Genomic DNA, 15,231 nt, shown 5'->3' with positions numbered 1-15,231 from the left:
GGATGGATGATAAGTTTAAATAGTCAATTCATCATTCTCTTTATCCACCTCAGTTTAAAATGCGAATAATGGGGATATTTCAATGAAGATTCGAACCAGGTAGGTTTGTGAAGGATACTTTTGTAATGCGAAAAAGCAGCAAAACCGGCTTTGCCATGATAACTCCCGATGCCGCTGAAACCCACGCCACCAAAAGGCAAATTGCTGTTTGAAAGATGCATTACGCTGTCGTTTACGGCGCCGCCTCCAAATGACAGATCAGACAACAGCTTATTTACCGTTTTCTTATTGGAAGAATATACGTAACATGAAAGCGGTTTGGGACGGTCTTTAACCAGTCGGATGGTTTTGTCCAGGTCCGTGAATCCAATCACTGGCAATAACGGTCCAAATATTTCGTCCTCCATGATTCTGTCTTCAAACGAAATATTCTTTAAGACTGTAGGGCTTATGAAACGGTACTCCCTGTCTGTTTTTCCGCCATAAAAGACGTTTTCAGGAGTTATCATTTCAACAAGCCTGTCGTAATTCTTTAAATTGATGATTCGTGTATAATGATCCCCGAATTCCTGCATTGATTCCGGATAGTGATTCAGTTCATCGGACAGGGCATCTAAAAATTGCTGTTCAACATTCTTCTCAACCAAAATGTAATCAGGTGCCACACAGGTTTGGCCGGCATTAATGAATTTTGCCCATGCAATTCGCCTGGCAGTCATTTTGATGTTGCAATCGGAAAACACAAAAGCCGGACTTTTGCCTCCCAGTTCGAGTGTTACAGGGGTCAGCTGTTTGGCTGCAGCCTGGTAAATAAGCCTTCCAACAGGGATGCTGCCTGTGAAAAAAATCTTATCAAACCGGTACGACAATAGCTCGCTTGTTTCCCTGATCCCGCCTTCAACAACATGCAAATAAGCACTGTCAAATGCATTATTGATCAATTCAGCCATAACATGCGAGGTCCCTGAAGGCAGTTCACTGGGTTTTATGAGCACCGTATTTCCGGCAGCCATGGCAGCAATTGCAGGAACTACGGACAACTGGTATGGATAATTCCAGGCTCCGATTACAAGCACTGTTCCAAGGGGTTCGGGTATGACATAACTTCTGGCAGGGAAATTGGCCAGGTTAGTCGGCACCCTTTTAACCCTGCTCCAGTTTCTTACTTTTCTGAGCGCCAGGTTAATTTCATGGTAGATAAGTGAAAGCTCAGTGGCGTAAGTTTCAAACGCCGATTTACCAAAATCATCCATTATGGCTTTATACAATAGGGCTTCATTCTCGAGGATAAGGGATTTCAGTTTTTTTAGCTGCTCAATCCTGAATGTAAGGTTCTTGGTCTGGTTGGAATTAAAAAAGCTTTTTTGGGTTTCAATAAGGGTTTGATATGTCATAAAAGTGGTTTATTATTCGGGGAGAAGTGATGAATGACTTTCAAAATTCTTAGAGCCCTGTTTTTGGTATCAAAAATGAACCTCTAAGGTCAAAAAATGGCCTTTTTTTGCTGTTAATAGATTATAAACCAGTATATTATTTTGGTCCGACCCCGTTTACAGCTTTTTAAAAACCTTGTATGAATGGGGCATGAGAGTTACCCTGAAGCTGTTTCCTTTCTCAGGTGGAGGCAGCATCCAGTTATTTCCTGTACTGACTTTTTGAACCAGGGGCTCAACCTGTGAGCCGCCCACGATATCCTCAATCTTTTTTGTATTTTCACCTGCAAGTACATTGATTGTGACCGGTTCATCCAGGAATGATTCCACAATGAAGGTGCCGTTGTCATAAACGAACAGGCTTACTTTTGCAGGTGCATCAATGCGTATATCAAGATCTTTACTGAGTACACGGCGGAACTGGTTGAGAATATCTTTCGGCAATTCATAGAGGCCGCCCGGATCATCCGGTATGGTGATCACATAAAGGTTACCTTTTGAATACTGCGCCCTCATCAGCATCGGAAAGCCGCTTACTCCCTTTGACAGGGGATTACCTGCGCTGGCCAGTTCCCAGGCGTCGTTTGTCTGGTATCTGACCTGGGGAATGATTATATCTTTTGAAGATTTCCCGGCATAACCGAAATCATTAACAAGGGCTTTCAGATCATCGCAACGTAATTCGGCGATATCGGCTATTTTTTCAGGGATAGCTTTCAGCAGGCCGGTTGTGATCACCACATCTCCGCCACGCTGTAACTGCGCTTTGATTTTATTGATAATATCAGGATCGTACTTAGCCTGCTCAGTAAGCAGAACTACTTTCTGATCAGTTGGGAATGCGGAGTACATATCCATAGGCAAACCGATCATTCCAAGATAATTCTGCAGAAAATCCTCACCCAGCGAATGGAAAGGTTTATAGCATTTGATTCCAACCGGCTTTCCCAGCTGGTATACAAATTTATCAATAGTTTCAAACGTGAGTCCTGCAGCTCTTGCCATTGTTGTCGGTGATACCTCGCTTCCATCCTTTTGTTTGACAGGCTTCATCATTTCATCCCAGTTGAAACTGGTTCCCTGTCCCTGCCATGGCGTGCGCATTTCATCGCGGATGGGGATGCCGATAAGCTGGTTGTAAGCAAACAGGGCAATTTCAGGAGCTTTTGCAAACATGGTCAGCCATAATTGTTCTGCATACCGGTCCATTCCCATATTAATACCGCCTGCGTCTACCCACCCGCCATAATTATGCCCGGGGCGAAGATTATCGAAGTAGCGGACAATATTGTATCCCAGGTATTGCTGTAAATGCTGGTTGCCCGATGGATCACGTGTTTCTGTTCCGCTCCATACACCATCAAAGATCTGCGGGCCCTGACTTAGGTCGAATCCAAGTCCCTGGAAATGATCGTACCAGTTGGGATACTTTATGATGATCTTCACTTTGGGATTCACTTTTTTTGCAGGACCGATAACCAGTGTTTGTGCAGCCTCTGTCATGAGTTTTGTTCGGTAATCGGTCCAGCTTTGTGTTCCCTTTGCCCTGATTTCAATGTCATTTTTACAGTTGGTAAAAAAGAAATCATCAAGGATAAAATCATCAAAATGCTTTGCCGTAAGCTCGGCAATTTTCTGCACCATTTTCCTGTGTTCCGGATCACTGTAGCAGAACGTTTCAAAATTATTTCTTTCGTTTACCGTATATGTAATTCCACCGCCCACTTCAATTCCCCTGTCGAGGAAAAATTTCTTTGCCTGTTCCAGTGTGGCATCAGGAACGATCAGCAGGTCGCGGTGGGTTTCAAGGTAAATCTTATCAATTTTTATTTGGGATGAGATGATGTTCCATGTGGAATCGAGCCAGTGAAGGTCTTTCATCTTTTCCACTTCGTAGGCCCTTGTATAAACGGCTACTTTAAAACTTTTGTAATTTCCGCCAAAACAGGTGAAAGCTGTTAATGTTAAGGCAGATAAAACGAGTGAAAGTTTTTTCATTGTCAGGTTGCTTTATGTAATTTTTGGTAACCACTAATTTAAAGGATTTCGGTTTATATTCTTCTTTTTAATTGTTTTATACATAAATCTGCACGCAGGGAGCCAGATTGACAGTCTTAATTAGTTTCGGTAACTTTACAGAAAAATGAAATACATTCTGCGATGGACAACGGTAATTCCCATACTGGCCTGGACTTTGTATTTCACAGGTCTTGTTGAAAACAGCGTTTTATTTCAGATTTTAGCCGGCATCCTCCTTGTTTTTTCAGTAATGGCTTCGGTAAATCATTCCGAGATCATTGCGCTCAGGGTGGGGGAGCCATATGGAACCATCATCCTGGCCATTTCAATCACCATCATTGAGGTCTCAATAATTGTATCCCTGATGATCTCAGGGGGAAAAGAAGCGGCATCCCTGGCCAGGGACACTGTTTTTTCAGTTACAATGCTTATTCTTAACGGAATCGTAGGACTATGCCTGTTTATTGGCGGATTAAAACATCATGAGCAGATCTTTTCAAAACATTCGGCAACTATTTCTCTCGTCTCCATTGTTTCCATCGTGATTCTGACACTTGTATTTCCAAGCTTTACAACCAGCAAAGAAGGGCCGTATTATTCAACTCCTCAACTGATATTTGTTTCCGTTGCCTGTGTGGTCATTTATTCTTTCTTTCTTTTTGCTCAAACAACCAGGCACAGGGATTACTTTCAGACCGGTGATGAAAAGGAAACGGTCCAATCTGTAAATAAATCCCGGTTTATCATAAGTCTTGTTTTTTTGCTTGTTTGCCTGGGAATTGTGGTATTGCTTGCAAAATCGCTTTCACCGCCTATAGAGAACATAATAGTAAAGAACAACCTGCCTAAAGTTCTTGTAGGAATCATCATTGCGGCCATTATTCTGTTACCTGAAGGGATTGCAGCCATTCTCGCGTCAAAACATAACAAACTTCAGACAAGCCTGAACCTGGCACTGGGTTCGGCACTTGCCAGCATCGGGCTTACAATACCTGCTGTTTCAATTGTCAGTATTATTTTTCATTTTGATATCATCCTGGGCATTGATATCAAATCGATGCTGTTACTGGGGTTATCCGTATTCACCGTTGTATTGTCACTGATAAGCGGTCGCACTAATATCGTGTACGGGGCCGTTTTGCTCGTGAATCTATGCGCCTATATCTTCCTCGTAATTAATCCGTGACTCTATAACAAACTTTACTTAGCAGTACTGACAAAGGTCAGTAGCTCAACTTTCTCGCCGTTAATATAACGGAGTCTTATTGTGCCCTGATCTGCGGAAATTACATCCCACTCTCTTGACAGAAGAGCGTAAGTTTCCGGTGTCTCGAATTCAATATTAAAAATAAGCCCGAGTGTACTCGGTGTGTTTTCCGTATTACCGGAATACCAGGAACCCTTATAGGTATTGGTCCCATTTGTGGCTTTTACAGAATCATTTGTAAGAAAGTTAAACTTATAATTCGTGTAATCATCTGTTTTAATATCATCGCCGTTGGCATATAAATTTACCTGCCATTTTGAAGAAACGGCTATCTGGAAAAGGTTTTCCCTTGTAAGTTTTTCAGTTTCGTTATTCTCGGAGCACGCTACAAGGGCAAGCACTGAAAAGAGAAGAAGAATTCTGTTCATATAGGCTTATTTTTATTTGAGGATGCAAATATTCTGCCATCGGTTGCTTTGGCTTATGTAAAACTAGTAAAAAACCGTGGAAACCGGATATAGTGCCTGCTTATTCAGTTGTAGTTATATGCAATTTTACCTTCGGGGATTATGATCAGCAGACCCAAAAACCTACCCGATTTTTACTGAAGTCATCAGCAGTGATCCTGCGACGGTTTTATCATTGAAAAACTCGACACGTTCGTTTTGCTGACTGAGAGAAAGAACATACAGAAGGGGCAGATAGTGTTCGGGTGTGGGAATTGAAAGATCAAATGATCTACCCAGCTTGTTGAAATTGATAAGGCTTTTATGATCGCCTTCTCTTATAAAGTTTTTCATTTTATCACCGGCTTCCAATGCCCAGTCATAGCCGAAATTATCGGTATTCAGTTTGTCCCATGCAACAAGCCTCAGGTTATGGATCATGTTTCCACTGCCGATGATGAGTATCCCTTTTTCACGAAGTACAGCCAGTTCAGATCCCAGCTCATAATGATATAAAGGAGTCTGGCGATAATCAAGGCTCATCTGGATAACCGGAATTTCAGCCTCCGGGTAAAGGTGCCTGATAACACTCCAGGCGCCATGATCGAGGCCCCAGTTAAAGTCGATGCAGATTTCACCTTTTTTAATCGTTTGCTGCAGCTCATTTGCCAGGGAAGGATTTCCGGGCGCAGGGTACTGTACCTGAAAAAGTTCCTCAGGAAATCCGCCAAAATCGTGTATTGTAGGCGGGTTTTCCATGCCGGTAACGTAAGTGCCTTTTGTTTCCCAGTGTGCCGAAATACATAAAACTGCCACGGGACGCGGGATACTTTTGCCAATGTTCCTGAAGCCACGGACAAACTCATTTTCTTCAATAGCATTCATGGGAGTACCGTGACCAAGAAACAGCACAGGCATTCGCTCCGTGCTGTTTAAATTCTGTGACAGGTTATATATATCGTTCATGCTCATAATCAGTTCAACTGTGCTTTAACAAATTGCACTTCGCCATTGATGCGTACATCATCACTTACAAGCACGCCGCCGGTTTCAAGTGCTGCATTCCAGTTCAAACCCCAGTCTTTGCGGTTTATTTTGCCACTCAGTGAAAACCCGGCTTTCTCATTTCCCCAGGGATCCTTATTTATTCCGCCGAATTCGGCATCGAGAACCACTTCGCGGGTAATTCCCTTGATTGACAGGTCACCGGTGAGTTTGTAGGTTTCTTCATCTACTTTTTTAACCGATTTACTTTCAAATGTAATTTCCTTATGATTTTCCACATCAAAGAAATCCGCGCTTTTCAGGTGTGCGTCCCTGTTGTCTTCATTTGTAAAAACAGAGCCGGCATCAATCACCACTTTTACTTTTGATTTGGTAAAATCTTCACCGTCGATTTCAGCATTGAATTTTCTGAATTCACCTTTGACATTGGTGATCATAAGATGTTTCACCTTAAAAAGCAGTTCACTGTGTGAAGGATCAAGGACCCATTTACTGGTTGAAATTGTATTTTCCATATTTCAGATTTTTATTATACTGTTTTAATAATTTAACAGTACAAAGTTGCAACAACCTCATAAAACGGGGATTACACTTTCCGGAAAAAGAGTTGTAAATTCAGGAAAGATGGTTTTTCATCTCATTACGGAACTCGGATGGGGTCTGACCAGATTTTCTTTTGAAAACGTTTGTGAAATACGATTTCTCATTGTATCCGAGTTCATAGCCTATTTCCGAAATGGTTTTATCGGTATGGATGAGCAGATTTTTGGCTTCAATCAGTTTTCGGGTTTCAATTATTTCCGACACGCTCTGGTTCAGGATATTTTTACAGATAAGATTCAGATTTCTGGACGACATAAAAAGCTTTTCAGCATAGAACTCAACACCTTCAGGTCTTCTGTAGTTCTCTTCAAGAATTTTCAAGAAGTTTTTGAATGTGATGTTCTGCGTTTTGTTGAGTATTTCGGGTTCGGGCAACACATTCCGGCGTTCGGCTTCTATCATCGAAAAGAGGGCATTCAGCAGATGACTGACAATACTCAGGTCAGGCACGGGACGCTGCATTTCACCATACATCATGCTGCAGATCTGGGTCAGCCTGTCATAGCACATGCCCGGCTGAAGTTTGATATTAGCGTGATCATGATAGAATGAGTACAATTGAAACGTTGTCTCCGGAATAAATTCGCTTTGAAACCGGATTACCCACATGCTGCATTTACCGTTGTGCAGATAGGGGATTACACGATGCATTTTGCCCTTTGCAACAAAACTGATTAAAGGCGCCTCAATGATGGTTGTTTTAAAGTCGATGAAATGATCAAGCTTTCCTTCCACACCCACTATGAGCTCTTCGTAATCATGCTGATGCGGTTCGTCGGGCGCTGATGAAATCCTAAGCGCATCTTCCTCGTTAACCTGGAATATATGAAAAAGTTTATCCATCAGAATAATTTACGATTTCAGATTTACGATTGACGATTCGCTATACATCCGGAAGATGTACACGCACCGATTTCTGCCAGACAACCATTTGCCGCGCATGCGCCCGCAGTTCTTCGGCCATATCGATGTTACCGTCATCTTCGAGCAGTTTGGCATAATACCGTAATGTAGACGGGGCATATACATCCTGGGCTCTCAGAAGGAACACAGGTTCATCATCCGGAATTTTGCCTGCCGTATCAACGATTCTTTTATTATAGTCTTCCCTTGTAAATTTCATGAGCTTTTTCCTGTTTGGACAACTAACTAAATTATGAAATAAAGTCGAACTTTCAATTTGGCGTTTTGTTTTTCAGTCTCCTATAGTGAGTAGTTAAATCTTAAATTTTAAAATTATGGAGACTCATATTAATCCCCGGCCGCTTGATGTGGTGAAAGGGAATGATTTTCAGAAAATCGTTCCGTTCCTTTGGTTTGATAACCAGGCTGAAGAAGCAGCCAATTTTTATGCATCGGTTTTTAAAAATGCCCGTGTAAAAACGATAACCCATTACAATGCGGAATCGTCTGCAATGGCTGGCGTTCCTGAAAACTCTGTCATGACGGTGTCGTTCCAGTTAGAAGGTATGGATTTTACGGCTATTAACGGAGGCCCTGTATATAAAATAACTCCTGCCATTTCTTTTATGGTGAATTGCAGAACGCATGAAAAAATTGATGACTTATGGTGCCGGCTTTCTGAAGGAGGATTGGTGCGAATGGAACTTGACAAATACCCGTTTAGTGAAAAGTACGGATGGGTGGAAGACAAATACGGAGTTTCATGGCAGCTGATTCTCGCAAACGACAGCCAGATTATAGCTCCCTGCATTATGTTCACAGGAGAGGGGCGAGGCAAATGCGAAGAAGCCATAAATTTTTATATGAGTGTATTTGAAAATTCTGCAGTTGAAAGAATTGAAAGATATACCGAAGAAGATCCGGGTCCTACCGGTCTCGTAAAATATTCGGCATTCAGTCTGAATGGCCAGAATTTTAAAGCAATGGACAGTGGAAATGACGTTCCTTTTCTTTTGAATCCCGGAATATCGTTTGTTGTTAATTGTCATAGCCAGCAAGAAATTGATCATTACTGGAATGAACTGACACGCGGTGGTGATGAAAGCGCCCAGATGTGCGGATGGCTTTCCGACCGGTATGGGGTGTCTTGGCAGGTGGTGCCGGATAAAATTTCACTGTGGACAAGCGACACCGGTTCAGAAGGTGGCAAAAGATTCATGAAGGCCATGATGCAAATGAAAAAACTGGATATGAATATACTGCAGGCTGCATACGAAGGTGAAGGACTGAATGAACAGGAAGCCCGTATTGATTTTGAAGAAACCGGCGCCCTTTCGGACCATAATTACGGGAAAGGTGATACACTGACACCGAATGAGGAGCTTTAGAAGACCTGACAGCGTCCGCATGACCTGTCAGCGCCTGGTGGAAGACCTGACAGCGTCCGGAGGACCTGTCAGCGTCTGGGGGAATTAGAAAAAATGAAAGAATGAAAGAATGAAAGAATGAAAAAATGAAAGAATGAAAGAATGAAAGGGAGAAAGGGAGAAAGGGAGAGTGGGAGAAGGGGAGAAGGGGAGATAGACCTGACAGCGTCAGGTACTTAAAAATAAAACTATTTTAATTTTGGTATTAGGCTTTTTTTCAGCATATTAGTAGTAGTATTCTTCCATACACTAAACCTTCATTTATGAAAAAAATTCTTCTTCTCTCCCTTATCTTCTTTTGTTTTTTTCCATTCGGTTGTCAAAAACAAAAATCTGCCACAGTGACTGATGAAACAAACTATCCGAAACCTCCTGTTGCCGCGGTTAAGCCGGATACGCTGAAGGAATTTGGTAATGTAAGGATTGATAATTACTTCTGGTTAAAGGACAGGAGTAATCCCGATGTGATGGCTTATCTGAAAGCCGAGAATGCGTATTTCGACACGGTAATGTCACACACAAAAGATCTTCAGCAAACGTTATATAAAGAAATGAAGGGGAGAATAAAAGAAGATGATCAGACTGTTCCTAAGCTGGACAATGGGTATTTTTATTACAGCCGGACTGAAAAAGACAAACAATATAGGGTTTATTGCAGGAAAAAGGAAAACCTCCAGGCGCCCGAGGAAATTCTGTTCGATGTAAATAAAATGGCCGAAGGCAACAATGCTTATTTATTTGCTGATTATGAAGTTACAAAGAACAATGAGGTTGCCGGGTACATGTTTAACACTACCGGTTCATACGCCGATTTCAACCTGAAATTCAGAATCCTGAATACAGGTGAGGATTTGCCGGATGTAATCGGGAAAGTGCAGTCATTTGTCCTGGCCAACGATAACAAAACCGTCTTTTATGCCGTGGGCAATGAATCGCTTCGGCCTTACCGGGTTTATCGCCATGTATTAAATTCGAAGGTACCTGATAAGCTGATTTATGAGGAAAAGGACGATATGTTTAACCTTGGTCTGGCCATATCGAAAACAAAGGAATACATCTACATGGTCTCATCAAGTTTCACTTCGAGTGAATACAGGTATATTCCTGCAGACAAACCGGAGGGCGATTTCAAATTGTTTATGGCACGAAAACCGGATGTTGAATATTTCATGGAACATCATAAAAACGGGATTTTTATCCGGTATAAAGATAAGCAGAGTCCAAACCGAAAGATATTTGAAGCACCCCTGGGCAGTGATGGAGACATGACAAAATGGAAAGAAATTATACCTCACGATCCTGCAGTTAAAATACAGGATATGGAACTTTTTGAAAAATTTCTTGCTTTATTCATTCGGAAAAATGGCCTTGACGGAATATCTGTTTATAATATTGAGACAAAACAAAGCAATATCATTGAATTTCCGGAACCTGTCTATGCCGTAACACCGGAATATACGCCGGAATTCACATCCATCAAATGCCGCTATAATTATTCCTCCCTGAATCGTCCGCTCACCACGTACGAGTATAATATGTCGGACAGATCGGCTGTAAAATTGAAGGAGCAGGAAATTCCGTCGGGATTTAATCCTGATGCCTATGTAGTTGAACGATTGTGGGCAGTCTCATCCGACAGCACCAAAGTTCCTATGGCTATCGTGTACAAAAAAGAACTGAAGAAAGACGGAAATAACCCGGCATTGCTTTATGGATACGGGTCTTACGGTTACAGTACCGATGCCAATTTCAGATCGGGTATATTCAGTCTGGTCGACAAGGGTTTCGTTTTTGCAATAGGACAGGTCCGTGGCGGCAGCGAGATGGGAGAGCAGTGGTATGAGAACGGAAAGTTAATGAACAAGAAAAATTCATTCAATGATTTCATTGCCTGTGCAGAAAAACTCATACAGGACAACTATACGCAGCCTGCCAAACTGGCCATAAATGGAGGCAGTGCAGGCGGATTGCTTGTAGGCGCGGTAACTGTAATGCGGCCTGATTTGTTCAAAGCCGTGATTGCCGATGTACCCTTTGTAGATGTGGTATCCACCATGCTCGATGAATCATTGCCGCTTACCACCCAGGAGTACGAACAATGGGGAAATCCTCACAATGAAGCAGATTATAAATACATGCTGAGTTATTCGCCGTATGATAACATTAAGCAACAGAATTATCCCGATATCCTGGCGACAGCGGGATGGAACGATTCCCAGGTTCTGTATCATGAACCTGCAAAATTTGTCGCCAAAATCAGGGCGATGAAAACGGGAAATAATATTGTATTGCTTAAAACAAACCTTGAATCAGGTCATGGCGGGGCCACGGGACGATTTGACTACCTGAAAGAGGTTGCGTTCAGATATGCCTTCCTGATTGACAGGCTGGGAGTGGCTGAATGATCAGCTGCATTGTTTGAGCAGCATAAAGATTACTATAAAAACAACTATGGTGGAGATACACCCTCCACCTAGTTTTTTTGCACCGTATGCGGCAATCAGGGTCCTCCAGAAGTTATTCATAAGGGTTTGGCTTTTATGTAATAAACATTCAGAAGAGAAGTACTGTTCAAAGTTTGTAAGTCACCTTTAGGAGTGGTAATTAGTATTTTAAATTTAATTCAGGCACAGCCTGAAAAGATATATTCGGCCGAGGCAGAACCTCGGCTCGAACAGGTTCTGCTTACCGTGTATATTCCAAAATAAGATCCCTATATTGAGGGAAAAGCTGCAGTAGTTCCTCACGGTCACCCTGTTTAAAATCGGCAAATGTAAAACCGGGAGCAACCGTGCATCCGAATAACGAATAACTTTCGGCCTCTAAAGGTTTGGCAGCGAACCAGGTGCCTCCGGGGATCACATATTGGGGAACCTGGCCTTTTGAGAAATCCCTTCCTACTATAACTTCGATGTGGTAGCCAAGGGGCGTGATCATCTGGAGGGCAACCGGAGATCCATCATAATAGTGCCAGATTTCATCCTGTACTATTTTATGAAACGACGAGAAGGCATCATTATTCAACAGGTAATAAATGCAGGTTGAATGATTGCGGCTTCCGCTGTATTCCGGGCCAAGGCATCTGTCACTGATGATTCCCTCGCTGCGGTATGTTTCACGGTAAAATCCTCCCTCCGGATGAGGTTTCAGTTTCAACAGTTCAATTATATTTTCAAGCGTTTCCATAGGTGCTGTTTTGGTTGTCAAACTTAGTGAAAATTGTATATTTGTTTTAAAGATATAATCCTCACACCCGGCCCGCAAAAAAATGATATCATGAAATATCTGCTTGTTTTCTTATGCCTTCTTTTCAATTTGGCTCTCTTTTCTCAATCCCAAATCCCTCCCTACACTGACACTTCTCACTTCAGCCAGGTATTCGGGCATCAGAAGTTTTACCGGATTTACCTGCCGGGGAACTATAAAAACAATTCAGAAAGATTTCCTGTCATTTATTTCTTCCATGGTTGGGGCGGTCGGCATTTCAAAGATGACAATGCCCTGCTTGAGTACACCATGATTAAAGACCTTGTCGATAAGTACAGGGTTATTCTCGTCATGTGGGATGGAAACATTGAAGAAAGCCAGCCCCGGCCATATAACATCGGGAACCACAAGGATATCAGGTACCCTGTACAAATGAAAGATTATTTCCCTGAACTGGTGGAACACATAGATTCGAAATACCGCACGTTGTCTGACCGAAGCCATCGCGGTATTATCGGCTTCAGCATGGGCGGTATCATGTCGTTTTTCCTTGCCGGAAAATACCCCGATAAAGTTTGCTCTGCCGTGAACCTGGCCGGTACACCTGAATTTTTCATCGGTTATCCTGAAAACCATACGCTCTACCAGGTGCGGTATACCTTCAAAAACCTGATGGAGGTTCCGGTACGCCAACAGGGAGGCGACAGGGACATACTGGTTTATCTTAACGAGGAAGTCCAAAAAGGTGCTCAATGGGAAGGCAATCCTTATGAATTTTACGGGTTTCATGGTGGTCATATGGTCGATAAACCGGGCGAAACAAAAGCATTTGAGATGGCCATGAAGTTCGTATGCAGTAATTTCGGAAGGCCATTCACCTATCCTTCATCCTGGTCGCATTATGACTTGTACAACCAGTTTAGTGTATGGGATTACAACGTGAACAGCAATAAAAATATTCCCGGGTTTATTTTCCTGAGAAATGTGACTAAGCACGGGATGGGTGTGCAAACATTGAAATGGCTTCCTGACGGGCCTTCTTTGCGTATTCCGGTTACCATAACGACTGCTCCTTTATATGTTCCCGGGAAAGCATACCAGGTCATTCATTTCATTAATGATAACTCCTCAATGATTGATGACAGGGCGGTTGCCGATAAAGAGGGCAGATTAGGACTTTCATTTGGCCCGAATGATTATGAAACGGCTATTTTCTTACCCGGAGATATACCGGAACCAGCCTTTTTAAGGTATTCTTTACAGGATAACAAGAAACTGCTTGAAACCGGGGATAATGATCTTTATATTCAATTGTACAACCGGGGCGGTGATTTTAGCGGGGATGAATCTCTTGCCATTCGTGTTCAATCGTGCGACAAAGATGTCGTTTTGTATGGAAATGAAATTACGATGAAACCTGAAGCCCGTGAACGAATCCTTATTTTGCCAGCCATAAGAGCCACCTGCGGCAAAACTCCACCGATGCATGCTGAGCCTTCACAGGTAAAGTTTAAGGTCACCATTCAATCCGGTGACACAACGTATGCCGATGAGGTTATTGTTCCGGTGCTTTTCAATGCTCCTGCATTCGACAGCATCCGCATCGATGATGGCAGGGTCATAAGGGAAAAGGCCTTTGGAAAGGGAAACGCTGATGGAACAGCCAATGCAGGCGAAAGCATTATGGTTTATAAAAGTAAGAACCGGCTCAGATTGTATACCAATGATCCATGGATTAACAGGTCAAAAGAAGAATTAATGGATGAACAGATCCCCTCAATATGGGAAGACGGATATGCACTCAGCTCTGTCGTGACCATTTCTCCTGATTGTCCCGACGGCCATGTGATTGAATTTACAGGCGATTATGAAACAAACAGCTATAACCCCATTGAGCGGAAACTTCACTGGGGAACACTGAAAATCAAAGTAAGCAACCCAAAAACAAAAAAATAAACATGAAAACAAAAACCACAATTCTTATCGCATTCCTGGTTCTGGCCATAGTTCGCATCCATGCGCAGGAAAATTACAGGATCGACGAACTGGGTAAAAATTTCTGGCGGATCCAGGCCGTGCAGGGAACACTGTCAACCGCATACCTGATTTTAGGCAGCAGGCAGGCACTGGTTATTGATGCGTGCACGGGACAGGAAGGTTTTAAGGAAGCCGTTAGGAAACTGGCAGGAACAACTCCTGTTACATTAGCCCTTACTCACGGGCATATGGATCACAGTGGCGGGGTCAAATACTTCGACAAGGTATATGTTCACAAAGCTGATACAAACCTGATGCCTATGGGGAGCCGGAATAAATGGGTGTTTTTTGATGAAGGTTTTATGTTCGACCTGGGAGATCAGAAGATTGAGATCCTGTCGATCCCGGGACATACTCCCGGTTCTGTAGCTTTTTATAACAGGAAAGGGCGGTATATGCTCACAGGGGATGGTATCGGATCGACAAGTGTCTGGGCTCATATTTCAAATGATCCGCTCACCGTATTCCTTTCGACGCTGAAACGACTGGAAGCCATGAAGGGTGACATCGACAGGATTTATGTCGGCCATCATGAACAGGAAGAGAAGGCTCCTCTCACGACTCAATATATTACGGATATGCGGATAGCCACTGAAAAAGTACTGGATGGTTCCATTGAAACAAAGCCCTATGAAAACTCATTCCGCAGCGGCATGCAGGCCACGTATGGTTCCGCCACCCTGGTATTTAACCCGGATAAGCTGAGGTAAAGTATAGCTCGTCATTGTGAGTGATTAAACCTATTTTTAAGATCACCGAATGATATGACGATCAGTCGTTAATATCTGGATTTATTCTATCGGGGCTATCCGCCCCGAACCCTGAGTCACTTTTTTTCTGCAGCAAAAAAAAGTGACCAAAAAATGCCGCCGCTGCTGAAAAAATCGCTAAAAATTAATTCACTTCGCTAAAAGAAAAGAACTCTCCCGATCAAGAATTCTGTG

At 42.7% G+C, this 15,231-nt stretch carries 13 protein-coding genes; 5 read left to right on the top strand and 8 right to left on the bottom strand.

Annotation, left to right across the window (positions count from 1 at the left end):
• Nucleotides 1-23 precede the first annotated feature (23 nt).
• Nucleotides 24-1,394 (bottom strand): aldehyde dehydrogenase, encoded by a 1,371-nt coding sequence (locus tag VK179_20175; GenBank protein ID HLO61078.1) that lies wholly within the window; start codon nt 1,392-1,394, stop codon nt 24-26.
• Between the two features lie 156 nt (nt 1,395-1,550).
• Nucleotides 1,551-3,431 carry a hypothetical protein gene (locus VK179_20170; protein HLO61077.1) on the bottom strand — a complete coding sequence of 627 codons (1,881 nt, stop codon included), beginning with the start codon at nt 3,429-3,431 and terminating at the stop codon, nt 1,551-1,553.
• Nucleotides 3,432-3,576: 145 nt separating this feature from the next.
• Between VK179_20170 and VK179_20165 the strand changes: the two genes are divergently transcribed.
• The gene (locus tag VK179_20165) at nt 3,577-4,638 is read left to right on the top strand and encodes a hypothetical protein (GenBank protein HLO61076.1); all 1,062 of its coding nucleotides are present in this window, start codon (nt 3,577-3,579) and stop codon (nt 4,636-4,638) included.
• 14 nt (nt 4,639-4,652) lie between these two features.
• Here the strand turns inward: VK179_20165 and VK179_20160 are convergent, their stop codons facing one another.
• From VK179_20160 to VK179_20140, 5 genes are all read right to left on the bottom strand, one after another.
• Complete coding sequence (locus VK179_20160) at nt 4,653-5,087, bottom strand: hypothetical protein (GenBank protein HLO61075.1); 435 nt, start codon at nt 5,085-5,087, stop codon at nt 4,653-4,655.
• 162 nt (nt 5,088-5,249) lie between these two features.
• Entirely contained in the window at nt 5,250-6,071 is an 822-nt protein-coding gene (gene ygiD, locus VK179_20155; protein ID HLO61074.1) for a 4,5-DOPA dioxygenase extradiol, read from the bottom strand.
• 8 nt (nt 6,072-6,079) lie between these two features.
• Nucleotides 6,080-6,625, bottom strand: coding sequence for a YceI family protein (locus tag VK179_20150; protein HLO61073.1), 546 nt, complete (start codon nt 6,623-6,625; stop codon nt 6,080-6,082).
• Nucleotides 6,626-6,725: 100 nt separating this feature from the next.
• Nucleotides 6,726-7,556: an AraC family transcriptional regulator gene (locus VK179_20145; GenBank protein ID HLO61072.1), complete on the bottom strand. Its 831-nt coding sequence runs from the start codon at nt 7,554-7,556 to the stop codon at nt 6,726-6,728.
• 40 nt (nt 7,557-7,596) lie between these two features.
• Nucleotides 7,597-7,836: a hypothetical protein gene (locus tag VK179_20140; GenBank protein HLO61071.1), complete on the bottom strand. Its 240-nt coding sequence runs from the start codon at nt 7,834-7,836 to the stop codon at nt 7,597-7,599.
• 115 nt (nt 7,837-7,951) lie between these two features.
• On the opposite strand from VK179_20140, the gene VK179_20135 reads away from it, so the two are divergent.
• Nucleotides 7,952-9,004: a VOC family protein gene (locus VK179_20135; protein ID HLO61070.1), complete on the top strand. Its 1,053-nt coding sequence runs from the start codon at nt 7,952-7,954 to the stop codon at nt 9,002-9,004.
• A 302-nt stretch (nt 9,005-9,306) separates the two neighbouring features.
• Entirely contained in the window at nt 9,307-11,448 is a 2,142-nt protein-coding gene (locus tag VK179_20130) for a S9 family peptidase (protein HLO61069.1), read from the top strand.
• A 280-nt stretch (nt 11,449-11,728) separates the two neighbouring features.
• Here the strand turns inward: VK179_20130 and VK179_20125 are convergent, their stop codons facing one another.
• Nucleotides 11,729-12,229, bottom strand: coding sequence for a cupin domain-containing protein (locus tag VK179_20125; protein ID HLO61068.1), 501 nt, complete (start codon nt 12,227-12,229; stop codon nt 11,729-11,731).
• Nucleotides 12,230-12,319: 90 nt separating this feature from the next.
• On the opposite strand from VK179_20125, the gene VK179_20120 reads away from it, so the two are divergent.
• Together VK179_20120 and VK179_20115 are read left to right on the top strand one after the other, a co-directional pair.
• Nucleotides 12,320-14,206, top strand: a complete 1,887-nt coding sequence (locus VK179_20120; GenBank protein ID HLO61067.1) for an alpha/beta fold hydrolase — start codon at nt 12,320-12,322, stop codon at nt 14,204-14,206.
• Between the two features lie 2 nt (nt 14,207-14,208).
• Nucleotides 14,209-14,997: an MBL fold metallo-hydrolase gene (locus tag VK179_20115; GenBank protein HLO61066.1), complete on the top strand. Its 789-nt coding sequence runs from the start codon at nt 14,209-14,211 to the stop codon at nt 14,995-14,997.
• Nucleotides 14,998-15,231: the final 234 nt, after the last annotated feature.

Source organism: Bacteroidales bacterium (assembly GCA_035299085.1).
GTDB lineage: Bacteria > Bacteroidota > Bacteroidia > Bacteroidales > UBA10428 > UBA5072.
This window is presented reverse-complemented; position numbering and strand designations above follow the sequence as displayed.